This is a genomic window from Lacticaseibacillus pantheris DSM 15945 = JCM 12539 = NBRC 106106 (assembly GCF_001591865.1).
Classification (GTDB): domain Bacteria; phylum Bacillota; class Bacilli; order Lactobacillales; family Lactobacillaceae; genus Lacticaseibacillus; species Lacticaseibacillus pantheris.
The window spans coordinates 59,007-73,103 of sequence record NZ_BCVS01000002.1 but is presented as its reverse complement, the minus strand read 5'-3'; the positions used below and the strand labels follow the sequence as shown (position 1 = coordinate 73,103).

Genomic DNA, 14,097 nt, shown 5'->3' with positions numbered 1-14,097 from the left:
GGCCCCCGCACCGGCCAGAACCACAGTCGCGCATATTGGTTAATTGTCATTCGCACACCAGCACGCCTAGTGATGGATGTCAACAACACAAGAAAACATACAATGGCGGGTCTGGGTAACTACTTGTAGATATACACATATTTGTTAAGCGATACGGAGAGTGAGTTATTTTGGTGACAAAAGTGGGTGCAACCCTTGATTGGTATGCAGGATAATGATAATATATTTAAGTCGTGAACACGACGTACAGCAATATGGGTGGTTAGCTCAGCTGGCAGAGCAACGGACTCTTAATCCGTGGGTCCAGGGTTCGATCCCCTGACCACCCAGAATCGTAACCGGTATCCCGAGGGGATGCCGGTTTTTTATCACCATTAAAGTTTGCTAGGGGGTCCCAATGAAGAAACGACTACGCTACAAAACGCACCGCCTGCTATACCGTGACTTTCGTGACGTCACGCGTCCATCTACCGGTACGGAGGTACTAGCCAGTGGTCGTGCTCAATTGGGTGGCAATAATAATGTGGCAAGTACAACACAACCGCAGTCTCGCGCTACCGGGGGCATTGCTCAGGTTGCGCCTACATCACAGATGCAATTATCCATGTATGTGAGTCCCGTAATTGGCTTTCGCGTGGGCCCACACACGTACTTCCTGGACGCACAGACCCCGATAGAGCTGAGAACGCGCTACATGGCGATGGCACGCCGGCTGCGTCGCGACTAATCTGGGGGTGGCGCCACAGACCGTCTAGTTAGCGGCGATAACCACTTTGCCGTTTACTAAATGGTGCAAGCCCGGTAAAATTGGGTTAGTTGCACGTAACGCGGTGGTTACCCCTGGTCAATCCCGTCCGACGTGGGTGTGACGTGGAGGTCGCCTGATGTTTCGTTACTTTGTCCAGCCGCAAATCAGCAAGTTTAACGTTGCGGTCACTGGCTATGAGCTGTTTATGAAGGAATACACTACCGATGGTTGGCGCCCACCGGCAGACTTTAGTCGTATTCCGGCCCGTATTATCGCGGATGAGCTACTCAAAGTCGCTGACCGACTGTCGTTGAAAATGAACTATGTCGCGGTTAACTTGAACCGCGAACAGTTAGTCAAGCCGCAGATTGGGGCCGCGATTGTCGCCGTGCAGAACCAGGTGCGGCCGTTGCGCATTATTGTGGAAGTCACCGAGGATCGGTCGGCGACCCAGATACCAGTTTCAGCCGTCCAACGCGTCTTTAAGCAGTTTTATGACCGCGGCATTGATATTAGTCTGGATGACGTTGATTGCGGTGAGAACACGGCAACAACCGCGATACCGTTGTTGCCGTTTGCGCGGGAGATTAAGTTTGCCCTACAGAATTTTGATCAGGGATTAACCAATCCTGTGGTCCGTCAGCGTATTAAGTACTGGGCGGAGGTCGCAAAGCAGCACCACCTCCGCTTTGTACTGGAGGGCATTGAGGATCAACAAGACGATACTATTGCCGACCAGCTTGGGGTCGAGTACCGCCAGGGCTATTACTATGGGCGGCCACACCTGCTGAAGATTAGACCTAGCGACCCGGAATAGGTAATGAGAAGGGGATCATACCGCGTTGGTATGGTCCCCTTTGCATTTACTCGTATAAGTAGCCCGCTTCCCGCAGTGAGGCCCGAATCGCCTCCAGCTGCTCCTCGTCTTGGTACAGGATGGTGTGGGTGTGGATGCCGCTAGTCAGTTCGGACAGGAGGTGGCCCTTTTGCGCGGCCATCTTAGCGACGAATAGTTTAATGTCACCCGGCGTGCTGATATTGAGTTCACCGCGCAGAACGCCGTACAGCGGGTGGTCGACGATAACGTCCCGGACGATCCCGCCGAGGGCAACGATGCGACCCATCTCGTCGGCCGTGTCGGCAGGTAGGTGGCGGCAAACTAGCAGTACCTCATTGGCGTCCACGTGGTTGTACTGGTAGCCAGCGGGCGTGGCAATGATGTCTTCGCCGCGGGCGCGTAGTAAAGCCACATCCCCAACGATGGTTTGGCGGCTAACACCCATGCGGCGGGCGATCTGGGTGGCACTAATGGGCTCGCTCGCGTTACTGATGAGCCCCTGAATGAAGGTACGACGGTCCGTTTTATTCATGATTAATTTCCTCCGTGCGTGCTTAATAGCAACGCAAATATTGTTTTTGTATGTAGGTATACGTAACGATGCCTAACAATTAGTGGTACAATTACGACCAGTAGCCAAAGGTGTCAAGACACCATTAGAAAAGGATGGTTGTATGCGTAATCTAACTTTACTAACTGATTTGTACGAGTACTCAATGGCAAATGGGTTCCAAAGTGAGTTGCCGCCGACCCGAGCGACGTTTGACGTGTTCTTTCGGCAGGTGCCGGATCACGGCAGTTTTGTTGTGGCGGCAGGCCTACAACAGGTAGTTCAGGCGCTGGACAACTTCCACTTTGACCAGGAGGACCTTGACTATCTGCGGGGATTACACCTGTATAGTGAGGCGTTCCTACAATCGCTAAGCACGATTAAGCTCGATTGTACTGTTCAGGCCGTACCCGAGGGGATGCCCGTTTTTCCCCGAGAACCTCTGCTAACCATCACCGGGCCCATCGACCAGGTGCAAATGTTAGAGACCCTGGTACTAAATATATTAAATCATCAGTCGCTGATTGCAACTAAATCCCGCCGAATTAATTTTGCTGCCGGTGGTCGTCCGGTGATGGAATTTGGTGCACGGCGGGCGCAGGGGCCCGATAGTGCGGTTTATGGCACCCGTGCCGCCGTCATTGGTGGTTGTGGTAGCACCTCCAACGTTTTGGCGGCGCAGGAATTTGGTATTCCGGTTGCCGGCACCATGGCCCACAGTTGGGTGGAGTCGTTCGCTAGCGAGCTCGACGCATTTCGTGCGTGGGCCCGGGTGTATCCGGATAACAGCGCGTTGTTGGTTGATACTTATGACGTGCTCGGGTCAGGCGTGCCGAACGCCATCACCGTCTTTAGGGAGTTGGCGGCGGCCGGCCATCAGCCGGTCGGTATTCGGATTGACTCCGGTGACATTACGGCGTTAGCCAAAGCCGCCCGGGCAATGCTCGACGATGCGGGCTTTCCGGATGCCAAGATCACCGCGTCCAATGCTCTGAACGAGCAGATCATTACCGCGTTGCTGCAGGAGGGCGCACCGCTCGATAACTTTGGTGTGGGCGAAGAGTTGATTACCAGCTCGTCGTCGCCGGTGTTAAGTGGGGTGTACAAGTTGGCGGCCATTGAGCAGAATGGGCACGTGACGCCCAAAATCAAGCTGAGTGCCAGTAAGGCCAAAGTCACGTTGCCGGGTCGCAAGCAGGTGTACCGGCTTTACCGGCCGGATACCGGCGCCGCCTTTGCGGACGTCATTGCGTTGGCGGATGAAACGGTGGGCGGCCATCCGCTCACGGTGGTAAATAGCGACCCGCTCAGTACGCACAAGCAGGTGACGCTGACGGACTACGTGGCGCGGCCGTTGCTACGACCCGTCATGTCAGATGATGGACACGTGAATGTCTTTGACGTGCAACGACGCAGCCGTGGGTGGCTTGGGGAGTTACCACAGCCCGTTTTGCGGCTGGTCAACCCGGATACTTACCATGTATACTTGGCCCCGCAGTTGGCCGCGTTGCAGACGAGCATGTTGCAGGAATTACGGGGATAAAGTGGTAGCTTAGTTTTGACGATAATTATTGTTATACTTATTGCCCCCCAATTTTTGGTGCTACTATTAGGGTGTAAAAAGTAGCTTTGGAGACTGGGGTTAAGATACCACGCGGACTTTGTGGTTTAAGTACTGGGGGTACGTGATTATGGTTGAGACAATATGCGGGATTCTAGCAATTATAGCGGGCTGCGCGCAGCTGTTCTTAGCGTGGCGTTACTTTAGGGGTATACAAACCAAACCAGTGGTGACGCTAGTACGCCACCGTTTAGCTTGATGGCGCTGTGGAGCGGTGGCTTTTTCGGTGTTATCCTGATTGGCTTTGGTGTCACTTTTGTTTTGCACTTAATTTAAGTTGAGCAGTGTTTCGCGCGAAACACTGCTAAGCTGACAAACAACGATTTGTCGGCTTTTTTATTTTGCCTGCTCGCGTAAAATCACCACTAAGGTATGCTTTCCCGAGCATAATAACGCGGCCACCACTATAAAAATACGCGACAATCAGCCGTATCTTCCGGCACGATCCAGGTTGCACCACGCCTTACCAGCAAGTCATGTATTTCACTGCAGCTATTTGACCGGTTAGAGGTCGTATAGGACCTCTAACCGGCTTTTTGCGTACAGTTTTGCAAGTAATTGATACGCTGTGACCATCAACTGTGGAGGCACAAAATCATGTTACTAACAGCCCAAAATCTTACAAAAGCTTACGGTAGCCACGTGGCCGTGAACGGGTTGAATCTCGAAATCACACGTGGTAGCTTCACTGCCATTCTGGGTCCAAATGGCGCCGGTAAATCGACCACCATGGGCATGCTGACGGGGAACCTTACGCCCAGTACCGGCACGATTACGTACGCCCCAGACACCAAAGTCGGAATTGTATTCCAAACCAGCGTGCTTGATGCCAATTTGTCTGTGCAAGAAAACTTGGCAATACGTGCCCGGCAATACAGGCACGTAAAAACTGGCAAAATCGAACAGTTAATCGAGCAACTCGGCTTGTCGGCATTTACCAAGCAGCGCTATCACACGCTATCCGGTGGTCAGAAGCGCCGCGTTGATATTGCCCGAGCTTTACTTAACGAGCCGGATATTTTATATCTTGATGAGCCGACAACCGGATTGGATATTCAGACACGTAACGCTATCTGGACGTTGCTGCATGACTTACAGGCAAAACACCGGCTGACCATCGTGCTGACAACTCACTACTTGGACGAAGCGGACTCCGCAGACAGTGTGTTCGTCGTTGACCAAGGTCGTGTGATTGCCCACGGGACCGCTGCCGCCATTAAGGTTAAATATGCGCCGAACCAGCTAAGAATTACGCCGGTCGATAGCGAACAGTTGCGGGCTCAACTCGTCCAACACACTTTCACGGTTGAAAACGGCGACTTCATTTTTGAAATTAGAACGGCACAGGAAGCCTTGAAACTGCTGACGAAGAACCAGACGCTCATCCAAAACTTTCAATTCCGTCCAGGAACGATGAACGATGCTTTCGTTGCATTGACTGGCAAGGAGGTGCGCTAATGATAGCCTTAGTTCAACGCGATTTACTGCTGTATTTTCGTAATCATTCTCGAGTACTATTTTCACTGATGGGGGCGATGATTGCGTTTGTATTGTACCTAGTCTTTTTGAAAAACATGATTCAATCTAGCTGGCAGTCGTATCCGGGTAGTGACGTCCTACTCGATCAATGGTTGATTGGTGGCACACTGGCAATTACTGGAATCACCACAACGTTAGCCGGTCTAACTCAAGTTGTCTCCGACCGTGAATCGCAAGTACGTCAGGACCTGTTACAAACCGATATTAGCGATACCCAGCTCATGATCAGTTACTTGGCCGGTGCTAGTTTAATTGGCGTGTTGATGCAAATAATCATGTTCGCCATAATGCTCGGTTATTTCCATATGCAAGATAACCTGAGCATCACGTGGGAACAGACGGGTCTGCTGCTAGCTTTGATGCTACTCAATGCAATACTGTCCGCAGCGATTAATGCTGTCGTCATTAACTTTGTGAGGTCCATGAGTAGTCTGGCCAGTCTGTCGACGGTGATTGGCACCGGCGCTGGCTTCTTAGTTGGCGGACTGATTCCGATTGGGAAGCTGCCCGATTTTGCTCAGAAGTTGATCAAAGTCACCCCTGGTAGTTACATTGCCTCTTTGAATCGACAAGTGCTGATGAATGACCAACTAGCCAGCGCTTTTGGCGATCACTTATCGACACAACACCATTTCGAGAAACTGCTGGGTGTCCGCCTCGATTGGGATGGATTGTTGACCCGTCAAGAAACTTTGAATATAGTGATTGTAGCCTTGGTTCTGGCTACGGCCTTAACCCTAATACCGCAGCTGATTGCCGGACGGCAGCGTCGTCAGCTGACGGCATAGGCGCGAAAGGAGCCAGCTATGGTTCAAAGCCGTTTTGAAGAAAATCCACACATTGTTGCGGACGAGCCAATCGTGATTGTACAGGCTGCGACTAAGGGCCCGGAGATACAGGCACTAATGAGTTACATTGACCATTACCACGTGACGGCCCCCACGATTTTGCCGGTGAAAAGCGATGATCAGATTTTGATGATCCGTCCGGGGACAATCATCCTGGCTGACTTGGTTGATGGCCAGCTTCTGCTCACGACCAGCGCGGGCATCGTTACCACTAATGAAACCCTCAGCCACTTCCTGGGTCGAGCAGCGAACTCAAGCCTTGTCCAGGTTTCTAAGCATGCCGCATTGAATCTTGACCATTTGTTATCACTGGCAGATAGCTTCTCCGGGAGCATGTCGGCGCGACTAACTAACGGGACGAAGACCGAGATCAGCCGTAAGTACGTCAAAGAATTGCTGCAGCGCTTGGAGGTGTAACTATGGTGAAGAAAATTGCCCGCAACACCATTACTGGTATCGGCTTCGGTTCCTTCGCGTACGTTTTGGTGCTACTATTCAAGGTTCAAACCACGATGCCGACCACTGCCAACATCATTAGTATTCTCGTCATGAGTGCCGGCATTGGCTGGATCTCGTTGGTATTTGAGAGTGACGCCCTGCCGTGGCTCGCGGAACTAGGAATTCATTTTGTCGGGACATTATTACTTGTAACAATCATGATGGGATTCAATGGTTGGTTGCTGGCACCGTCATTTTGGATTGTGTTCGTGGTCCTTTACGTTGCATTTTGGATAATCATTCGCGTACAACATGCTGTGCAAGTTCAGCGAATCAACGCGGCAATTGTGCAGCGGCGACAGAAGCTGAAGGGTAAGTAGGCTATTGTCGATTACACCAAAAAATCGTGCGCTTTCGTCTGGAAGTCGCACGATTTTTTGATAATCAAATATTATATAGTGTTGGGCAATATCAACGACAAAGTTAATTAAACCGCACAAGGTCTTTGTAATCGTCGTGAATCGGCGTGAGCACAGGCTTGGTGCGGTTTTTTTGTGACTTTGTTTAGTTAGTCGTTACCCAGGTCACGCATCCACGCAAGGGCGATGGCCTTGGCACCTAAGTGTGTGCCAATGGCGGGCCCAAAGTAGGAGCGCTCAATGCGGACTCCGGGGAACTGTCGCTGCAAATCGTGTTGCCATGCGTTCCCGGACTCGGGGTCGTTGCCGTCAATTACCCACGCCCGGAGCGGGTAGTCCGCCTGGTCGAGGGCCTGAGTGAACAGTTCCTCAACCCGGTGGTAGGCGCGGGGGAGGGTGCGAATTTTTTCGGCCACCACAATTTTATGCGTATCGTTATCAAACGTGAGTAGCGGCTTAATGCGTAACATACTGCCCAGCAGGCCCGCCGTGTTGCTTAGACGGCCACCCCGTACAAGGTGTTGCAGGTCGTTGACGATAAAGTACTCGCCCGTTGAGGCGCGCAGTACGTCCAGCTGACGGATGATGTCGTCGACACTGGCACCAGCCTGCGCCATCCGGCCGGCCGTAAGGACCATTTCGCCCATCAGGATGACGGTAATCTGTGAATCGTACACGACGATGTGCTGATCATGATTGTCACGCGCCATCGCGCTGATGGTACCGTTAATGCCGGAGATGGTTGCGGACAGGTAGATATCGATCACGGTATCGTACCCTTCGTCGAGCAACTGTTGGTGAATATCAATCACGTCGCCGAGCCGCGGCTGCGAGGTGTGCGGAAACTCCTTTGCATCCTTGAGGCGCTCATAGTATTCAGCGGTCGTAATGTCGACGCCCTCGTTATACGTGGTGCCGTCAATAATAACGGGTGTGGTGGCTACGCGGATGGGGAGGTCCCCAATCTGTTCGGGCGTGATGTAGGCGGTACTGTCGGTAACAATTGCAATCTTCATTGGGCAACCTCTTCTCGGCGACAACGTCACCTGTTAGTCTACATGCAAAGGTGGGGGCTGTCCAACCCTGACGCACGATTTAACGGTAAATATATTGGCGTCACGGATACTTTGGGCTATGCTAGTGGTAACGATTACAAATTCAAGTAAGCGATACGTGCACAGGGTGGCTGACGCGCCTCGTGCTGCGTAATGTTGCTACATATGGGAGGAATAACTATGTTAAACGTTGCTTATATTGGTAATGGTAAGAGTGCCAACCGTTACCATTTACCGTTTATCTTGCAATTACCAGATCAATTTCACGTCAAAACGATTTACTCACCCAGCGGCCGAATGCGGTGGCAACCGATTGATGGTGTGCACTACACTACCGACCTCAATGATATCTACGGTGACGATAGTATCGACCTGGTGGTTGTGACCACACCGAGTCGGTACCATTACACGACGGCCAAAGACGTGCTGGAACACGGCAAAAACGTGTTGGTGGAAAAGCCGTTTACGGAAACCTCCGCGCAGGCGCGTGAACTGTTTGCTTTGGCGCACGAACGCGGCCTGTTTATTCAGTGCTACCAGAACCGCCGCTTTGACTCTGATTGGCTCACCGTGCAAAAGGTGATCGAAAGTGGCGTTCTCGGCGACCTCTTTGAGGTGGAGTCGAATTACGACTATTACCGTCCGTACGTACCGGAGCAGGCCACCAGTTTTAGCCGGATTGACAGCTTCTTGTACGGGCACGGGTGCCACACGCTTGACCAAATCCTGAGCTACTTTGGGTGCCCCGACCGCACCCACTATGACGTTCGTCAGTTGCTAGGGCCCGGCCGCATGAACGATTACTTTGATATCGATATGTACTACGGACGCGTGAAGGTGCGCGTGGCGTCCAGCTATTTCCGCGTGCAGGCGCGGCCAAGTTTTGTTGTGTACGGTCAACGCGGTGTGTTTACGAAGGCCGCCATGGACCGGCAAGAAGTGGACCTGAAGCACTTCTACATGCCGGACCACGATGACTTTGGGCTCGATCAACCTGAGGATTACGGTACGCTGGCGTACTATGACGATGATGACCAGTATCACGAGGAGAAGGTGCCCACGGTGAAGGGGGACTACAGCCGTGTGTACGCAGGCATATACGCGACTTTGACGCAGGGCGCGGACAAAGGTGTGCGCGATGAGGAAACGATTCAGCAGATTGAGATGCTGGAAACGGGCATTAAGCAGTGTGAATAATTGATGCAGCATGCAAGTGAGGCCGGGACGCGTAAAAACGTACCGGCTCTTTTTGCGTAAAGAACGGATGTTCCGGATATGACCAGCAAAGTGAGCTTGACGATGCGAACATATGTTCGTATAATTAAGTCAACAAATTACGGGGGTGGTCATCATGGCTAAGCAGCGGCGGTACGGATTACCGGATATGTACACGGGCGCAACACCGGGCGTGGTGCAGGACTTCTTTGCGCACCAATACCGTGATCGGGGGATGAAGAAGTGGCAGGGGTACTACCTCAGCGACCACACCAGCGCGCTCAACAAGCAGCATGAGCGGTACCTACATCCAGAGCAGCGCTTGCCGGAACAGGATGTGCACGCGGTCACACGCGTGTTGGATGCGGGTTACCGTAACGGGCGGGCCGTGACGGTGCAAACGCGCCACGTCGACACGAACGGGCAGCTGGACGACATGTTTAGCGGTATGGTGCAGGGCTACCAAGAAAATGATGTCTACATTAATGATCGACGGGTCGCCATTGATGATATCCGCCATATTTGGATTACGCTAGAGGGCGACGTTGACCGAGGGGGTGTTGACGATGACAGAGCGGCAGCAGGCTGATGACGCCGTCACGGAGGTGGCGTACCTGGCGGAAAATGCGGTGTTGGCCAAGTACACGGCGATGATCACTACGCTCGACACTCCTCCGGCGGTCAGTGGCTACGTACTGTCCTTGTACATTATGGACGCGGCGTCAACGGCGCAGTTGGTGTTGGGCAAAGTCGTCGATGCCGCGTTAGTGCCACCAACGGATAAATTTATCCCCATCCCTTTGGCTACACGGCAACAAACGTTGGCCGGCGTAATGTATTATGCGGATTTATACCACAATCGGTTTAAGCGGGAATACCAGCTAATGGTTCAACGGCTAACGGATTGGCGGGCGCGACAGGGTTTATAGTGGTGGGTGGAGAAACAATTGGGCGTGTTATTGTTGACAAAATACCGCAAAACCCTTGCGTGGCGTTGGTATGCATGATAATATATTTAAGTCGTCAAGGCGACAGTAGCAGTATGGGTGGTTAGCTCAGCTGGCAGAGCAACGGACTCTTAATCCGTGGGTCCAGGGTTCGATCCCCTGACCACCCAGAATAGTAACCGTCGAGCAGAAATGTCCGGCGGTTTTTTGTTGCCGCCAATTTGTGCGCCGTCGGTACGATAATAGGCGTGCCAGACCTGAATTGATGGTCTGGCACGCCTATTGTGGTTTATAGCTGGCGGTACTGTGCGCGCTCGCCACCAATATATTTTGGCCGTGAACGTAGCGCAGTTACGTGGGCACCGCCGAGCTCGTTGTTACTTGGCCGGACAGGTACCTGGACAAACTGTACGTGCATACCAATGCTCGTGTCGCCGATATCCAGGCCGGCCTGTGCGCTAATGTGTTCAACCTCAACGGGGTCGTCAAACAGCTTGAATGCCGCCATAGAGCACGAGCCACCGGCATGCAGTGCGGGGACCACGTTGACGATTTCGTAGCCACGGGTAATAGCCACACTGCGCTCAATTGCGCACGCACGGTTAATGTGCTCGCAGCCCTGCACGGCCAGATGCACGCCTAGCGGTCGTAACGTCTCTAATAAGGTAGTGACTATCCAATCGCCAACCTCGGGACTTGAGGCCTTGCCAATGGCGCCGCCGACCACCTCGCTGGTGGTACATCCGAGGACAAAGAGGTCGCCGGGGTGTAGTCGCGCCGCGGCGAGTACTTCGTCCAGGGTTTGTTTGAGCTGGGTTTCTATTGCAGTCTGGGATAACATTCTGATCACCTCTGAGGCTATTGTATCCCAAAGCAGCACTTAACGGTGTAGGGACGAACTAACTGGCATCTACTTAGTGTGTTTGCTCAGCGTGAGACTCTTTTTGAACGCGTTCATCAGGCCACTATCACTGTAAACTAACACGTTCGCGCGGTATGCGCGTGCGCTGAACCAGGTAAACCCGGCAAGGAAAATGACGTTAATAATAACGGCAATCAGCACGGCGCTGATTCCCACTTGGTCAACGCCAAAACGCGCGGGCATGACCAACGGACTGATAAACGGAATGTAGCTGAAGACCTTCAGGATGGGGCCGCTACCGCTGCTAACGTTAATGGCGGCAAAGTAGCCAATCATCCCGAGGTACAGTACGGGTTGCAATGCCATGCCGGCTTGCTCCTGATTACTAACAAGTGAGCCGCATAGCGCCGCCAGGATGGTGTAGCTAATAATGCCGATTGCAAAGAAGGCCAGCATGCTGAGAACGAACGGCCAACCAATCGCTCCCCAATTGATGCCGTTGATTAGTTGACTAATTGCGGGCACGTGATCGCGCAGCATCCAGGCGAGGGCAGCAAAGACGGCATAAAAGCCAAGCTGTACCGCAAGGAGGGCCGCCACGCCCAACAATTTGCCGTAAAACTGGGTCGAGGCCCTGATGGCGGTGAGGATTGACTCCTCAATGCGCGACCCTTTTTCGGTGGCTATTTCCTGGGAAATAATGCCCCCATAGCTCAGGAGAAAGACGTACATTAGCGCGCCGACCGCTAATGACAGAATAGTTTTAAGGGTATCGCTTTTGCCGCTCGCAATAACCATCTTGTTGGCCTTGAAACTGACGCTCTTGCTGCTTAGCCGCGTTGGCTTGGTTAGCTGGGCTAGTTGGGCAGAAGATAGACCCAGTTTTTGAGCAGTGCTAATAGTATTGAGTCCTGATAGCGTCGTGGTAATTGCAGTTTTGCTGACGTTGTTACCGTCGTCGCGTGTGTACAGTTTGGCACTAGCTGCCCCCGAATTCGGGATCACCAGTAGCGCATCAGCATCTTTGGCCTTCAATTCTTTTTGTCCCCGCTTGCTGGTAGGGACGACTTTGTAGGTGACGTCATCATTTGACGCGGCGTGCAATGATGCGCCGATACTTTGGGGTGCGACGACTACCACAGTTGCGGTTTCGTGGGTTTGGTTCATATACCACTTGATGCCGCCAATAATGGCTACTGCCAGCAAAGGGGTGAGGACCAACGACCACCAGGAGAAACTCCGGAAGTTTTTGCGGAACACCATGCCCGCAATGAGTTTAAGCTTACGCATTGTCGTCACCTACTTTCATGCGGAATATCTCGTCGAGGGAGGGCGCGTGTTGACTGAAACCAGTGATGTACTCACCCTGCGTGACCGCCTGAAAGACCTCTCGACCGCGGGCCGGGTCGTCTAGTTCGAGGTCAAATTCGTCACCCTGCTGGTGCATCGCAACAACACCTGGTAACTGGGTAATTGCTTGGGCCGATACCGCGGGTTGTTTGAGGTGGATACGCGTTTCGCCGTATTGCGCCTGAATGTCAGGAATGGTACCCGTAAGCACCTCCCGGCCGTTTTTGAGCATTACTAGGCGATCGGATAGCGACTCAACGTTGTGCATGTCATGACTTGAAAAAATAATTGCTGAACCACTTGATTGCATGAAGCGTACGCCGGCTTCCAACAGGCTAGCGTTCACAGGATCCAGGCCGGAAAAAGGCTCGTCAAGAATCACGAGTTTCGGCATGAAAATTAGGGCGGCAATCAGCTGGACCTTTTGCTGATTACCCTTGGACAGGTCTTTAACCTTGTCGGTCCGTTTACCCTTAACGTCGAACCGGTCTAACCACTCCGGCAACGCGTTTTGTACGGCTTTGCGGCTCATACCGTGGAGTTGACCAAAGAACTGGATCTGCTCGTCGATGGTCAACTTCGGGTATAACCCACGTTCTTCCGGCAAGTAGCCGATGAAGTCGTGGTCGATTTTGGTCATTGGCTGGCCGCTCCACGTGACGGTACCAGTTTCGGGCCGTAAAAAGTCCAGAATCATTCTAAAGGTGGTGGTTTTACCCGCCCCGTTTTGACCAATCAGTCCCAGTATTTCACCCGGAGCAACCGTCAAACTAACATTGTCAACGGCCTGTTGTGACCCAAAGCGTTTGGATACACCGGATAGTTCTAGCATGGTTACGCCTCCCTTGGTGCGATTATGTATGTACACATATGAACAATATCACCGATGAATCGTTATGTAAACGCCGATTTATCTTATAAAGACGGCATGGTTATCGCTTACACAATTGTAATTTCTTTGGCATTCCCAAGCGCTGCTGTTGTTTGTGTGGTCGTAGCGGTACAGAAAAGGCCACGATTCGAGATCGTGACCTTATTTGCCTATGATTGTTGGTGCTGTTTTTTCAGTTCGGTCATCAGCACGTTCAGTGTGTCCTTAAAGGAATTATTGGGATCAATCTGATTATTATCGAGCCGCTCCTGCCACCAGCGGTTGCGAATGCTAATAATCTGAGGAATGATGGCCTGCCCATCATCGGTGATGTGGATAATGTTGGTGGTCCGGTTATCGGTCGACTGGGTCTGGGAAACGTAACCGTCAGTGTGGAGCCGGCGTACTTCGTGGGCAATTTGACCCTTGTTGATGACGAGAGTGCGCGCCAGTTCGTTCTGGCTGCTATCGCCTTGTTGATGCAGCAGTAGCAGGATGTACGCACTGGTTGCGTTTAGGCCCATTTCTTTGTATTGGGGTAATACGTCGCGCTGGAAGGCGCGGTGGATAATGGAAAAGCTTTGGGCAAAGTCGCCCGGAAAGGTGTTCTCTGGCACAATGATTCCTCCTGGTGGTGCGTGCTTATACGCTTATCATACCAGTTTTGTGAGCGGGGAGTTTAGGATGCTCGTACATCTGGGTCAAAACGATTCCAGAGTAAAAACATTTCCCGGGAAATAAAACTGAAAGCGCTTGAAATACGCCATGACCTATTGTAGTGTGGGGTTAACCGCTT

At 52.3% G+C, this 14,097-nt stretch carries 16 protein-coding genes and 2 tRNA genes; 12 read left to right on the top strand and 6 right to left on the bottom strand.

Annotated elements, in window-relative coordinates; translation table 11 throughout:
• Positions 1-256 precede the first annotated feature (256 nt).
• From LPA02S_RS00715 to LPA02S_RS00705, 3 genes are all read left to right on the top strand, one after another.
• A tRNA-Lys gene (locus tag LPA02S_RS00715) sits at positions 257-329 on the top strand.
• Between the two features lie 68 nt (positions 330-397).
• Positions 398-727 carry a hypothetical protein gene (locus LPA02S_RS00710; RefSeq protein WP_054648437.1) on the top strand — a complete coding sequence of 110 codons (330 nt, stop codon included), beginning with the start codon at positions 398-400 and terminating at the stop codon, positions 725-727.
• A gap of 157 nt (positions 728-884) precedes the next feature.
• Entirely contained in the window at positions 885-1,565 is a 681-nt protein-coding gene (locus LPA02S_RS00705; RefSeq protein ID WP_054648439.1) for an EAL domain-containing protein, read from the top strand.
• 46 nt (positions 1,566-1,611) lie between these two features.
• Here the strand turns inward: LPA02S_RS00705 and LPA02S_RS00700 are convergent, their stop codons facing one another.
• The gene (locus LPA02S_RS00700) at positions 1,612-2,118 is read right to left on the bottom strand and encodes a transcription repressor NadR (protein WP_054648441.1); all 507 of its coding nucleotides are present in this window, start codon (positions 2,116-2,118) and stop codon (positions 1,612-1,614) included.
• Positions 2,119-2,260: 142 nt separating this feature from the next.
• On the opposite strand from LPA02S_RS00700, the gene LPA02S_RS00695 reads away from it, so the two are divergent.
• From LPA02S_RS00695 to LPA02S_RS00675, 5 genes are all read left to right on the top strand, one after another.
• A complete protein-coding gene (locus tag LPA02S_RS00695) occupies positions 2,261-3,679 on the top strand; it encodes a nicotinate phosphoribosyltransferase (RefSeq protein ID WP_056956473.1) in 1,419 nt (472 codons plus the stop codon).
• A 675-nt stretch (positions 3,680-4,354) separates the two neighbouring features.
• Positions 4,355-5,215: an ABC transporter ATP-binding protein gene (locus LPA02S_RS00690; protein WP_054648443.1), complete on the top strand. Its 861-nt coding sequence runs from the start codon at positions 4,355-4,357 to the stop codon at positions 5,213-5,215.
• Positions 5,215-6,084: an ABC transporter permease gene (locus tag LPA02S_RS00685; protein ID WP_054648445.1), complete on the top strand. Its 870-nt coding sequence runs from the start codon at positions 5,215-5,217 to the stop codon at positions 6,082-6,084. Before LPA02S_RS00690 ends, LPA02S_RS00685 begins: the two co-directional genes overlap by 1 nt.
• 18 nt (positions 6,085-6,102) lie before the next feature.
• The gene (locus LPA02S_RS00680; RefSeq protein ID WP_056956474.1) at positions 6,103-6,561 is read left to right on the top strand and encodes a LytTR family DNA-binding domain-containing protein; all 459 of its coding nucleotides are present in this window, start codon (positions 6,103-6,105) and stop codon (positions 6,559-6,561) included.
• A gap of 2 nt (positions 6,562-6,563) precedes the next feature.
• Positions 6,564-6,962, top strand: coding sequence for a DUF3021 domain-containing protein (locus tag LPA02S_RS00675; protein WP_054648449.1), 399 nt, complete (start codon positions 6,564-6,566; stop codon positions 6,960-6,962).
• 188 nt (positions 6,963-7,150) lie between these two features.
• Here the strand turns inward: LPA02S_RS00675 and LPA02S_RS00670 are convergent, their stop codons facing one another.
• On the bottom strand, positions 7,151-8,017 hold the full coding sequence (locus LPA02S_RS00670; protein WP_054648451.1) for a DegV family protein: 867 nt from the start codon (positions 8,015-8,017) through the stop codon (positions 7,151-7,153).
• 219 nt (positions 8,018-8,236) lie between these two features.
• On the opposite strand from LPA02S_RS00670, the gene LPA02S_RS00665 reads away from it, so the two are divergent.
• The 4 genes from LPA02S_RS00665 to LPA02S_RS00650 all read left to right on the top strand — a co-directional run bounded on the left by LPA02S_RS00665 (position 8,237) and on the right by LPA02S_RS00650 (position 10,388).
• Complete coding sequence (locus LPA02S_RS00665) at positions 8,237-9,253, top strand: Gfo/Idh/MocA family oxidoreductase (protein WP_054648453.1); 1,017 nt, start codon at positions 8,237-8,239, stop codon at positions 9,251-9,253.
• A 154-nt stretch (positions 9,254-9,407) separates the two neighbouring features.
• Positions 9,408-9,860 (top strand): hypothetical protein, encoded by a 453-nt coding sequence (locus tag LPA02S_RS00660; protein ID WP_054648455.1) that lies wholly within the window; start codon positions 9,408-9,410, stop codon positions 9,858-9,860.
• Complete coding sequence (locus tag LPA02S_RS00655; RefSeq protein ID WP_054648457.1) at positions 9,838-10,200, top strand: hypothetical protein; 363 nt, start codon at positions 9,838-9,840, stop codon at positions 10,198-10,200. The genes LPA02S_RS00660 and LPA02S_RS00655 overlap by 23 nt, the downstream gene beginning before the upstream one ends.
• A gap of 115 nt (positions 10,201-10,315) precedes the next feature.
• Positions 10,316-10,388: transfer RNA gene (locus LPA02S_RS00650), tRNA-Lys, on the top strand.
• A gap of 119 nt (positions 10,389-10,507) precedes the next feature.
• Here the strand turns inward: LPA02S_RS00650 and LPA02S_RS00645 are convergent.
• The 4 genes from LPA02S_RS00645 to LPA02S_RS00630 all read right to left on the bottom strand — a co-directional run bounded on the left by LPA02S_RS00645 (position 10,508) and on the right by LPA02S_RS00630 (position 13,918).
• On the bottom strand, positions 10,508-11,059 hold the full coding sequence (locus tag LPA02S_RS00645) for a TIGR01440 family protein (protein ID WP_056956475.1): 552 nt from the start codon (positions 11,057-11,059) through the stop codon (positions 10,508-10,510).
• Positions 11,060-11,128: 69 nt separating this feature from the next.
• Entirely contained in the window at positions 11,129-12,370 is a 1,242-nt protein-coding gene (locus tag LPA02S_RS00640; protein WP_056956476.1) for an ABC transporter permease, read from the bottom strand.
• Positions 12,363-13,262, bottom strand: coding sequence for an ABC transporter ATP-binding protein (locus LPA02S_RS00635; protein ID WP_056956477.1), 900 nt, complete (start codon positions 13,260-13,262; stop codon positions 12,363-12,365). The genes LPA02S_RS00640 and LPA02S_RS00635 overlap by 8 nt, the downstream gene beginning before the upstream one ends.
• A gap of 209 nt (positions 13,263-13,471) precedes the next feature.
• Complete coding sequence (locus LPA02S_RS00630) at positions 13,472-13,918, bottom strand: MarR family winged helix-turn-helix transcriptional regulator (protein ID WP_056956478.1); 447 nt, start codon at positions 13,916-13,918, stop codon at positions 13,472-13,474.
• Between the last annotated feature and the right edge of the window lie 179 nt (positions 13,919-14,097).

Excerpts from the sequence above, each read along its gene's own strand:
- LPA02S_RS00710 (WP_054648437.1), top strand. The coding sequence starts at position 398 with ATGAAGAAACGACTACGCTACAAAACGCACCGCCTGCTATACCGTGAC.
- LPA02S_RS00705 (WP_054648439.1), top strand. The coding sequence starts at position 885 with ATGTTTCGTTACTTTGTCCAGCCGCAAATCAGCAAGTTTAACGTTGCG.
- LPA02S_RS00700 (WP_054648441.1), bottom strand. The coding sequence starts at position 2,118 with ATGAATAAAACGGACCGTCGTACCTTCATTCAGGGGCTCATCAGTAAC.
- LPA02S_RS00695 (WP_056956473.1), top strand. The coding sequence starts at position 2,261 with ATGCGTAATCTAACTTTACTAACTGATTTGTACGAGTACTCAATGGCA.
- LPA02S_RS00690 (WP_054648443.1), top strand. The coding sequence starts at position 4,355 with ATGTTACTAACAGCCCAAAATCTTACAAAAGCTTACGGTAGCCACGTG.
- LPA02S_RS00685 (WP_054648445.1), top strand. The coding sequence starts at position 5,215 with ATGATAGCCTTAGTTCAACGCGATTTACTGCTGTATTTTCGTAATCAT.
- LPA02S_RS00680 (WP_056956474.1), top strand. The coding sequence starts at position 6,103 with ATGGTTCAAAGCCGTTTTGAAGAAAATCCACACATTGTTGCGGACGAG.
- LPA02S_RS00675 (WP_054648449.1), top strand. The coding sequence starts at position 6,564 with ATGGTGAAGAAAATTGCCCGCAACACCATTACTGGTATCGGCTTCGGT.
- LPA02S_RS00670 (WP_054648451.1), bottom strand. The coding sequence starts at position 8,017 with ATGAAGATTGCAATTGTTACCGACAGTACCGCCTACATCACGCCCGAA.
- LPA02S_RS00665 (WP_054648453.1), top strand. The coding sequence starts at position 8,237 with ATGTTAAACGTTGCTTATATTGGTAATGGTAAGAGTGCCAACCGTTAC.
- LPA02S_RS00660 (WP_054648455.1), top strand. The coding sequence starts at position 9,408 with ATGGCTAAGCAGCGGCGGTACGGATTACCGGATATGTACACGGGCGCA.
- LPA02S_RS00655 (WP_054648457.1), top strand. The coding sequence starts at position 9,838 with ATGACAGAGCGGCAGCAGGCTGATGACGCCGTCACGGAGGTGGCGTAC.
- LPA02S_RS00645 (WP_056956475.1), bottom strand. The coding sequence starts at position 11,059 with ATGTTATCCCAGACTGCAATAGAAACCCAGCTCAAACAAACCCTGGAC.
- LPA02S_RS00640 (WP_056956476.1), bottom strand. The coding sequence starts at position 12,370 with ATGCGTAAGCTTAAACTCATTGCGGGCATGGTGTTCCGCAAAAACTTC.
- LPA02S_RS00635 (WP_056956477.1), bottom strand. The coding sequence starts at position 13,262 with ATGCTAGAACTATCCGGTGTATCCAAACGCTTTGGGTCACAACAGGCC.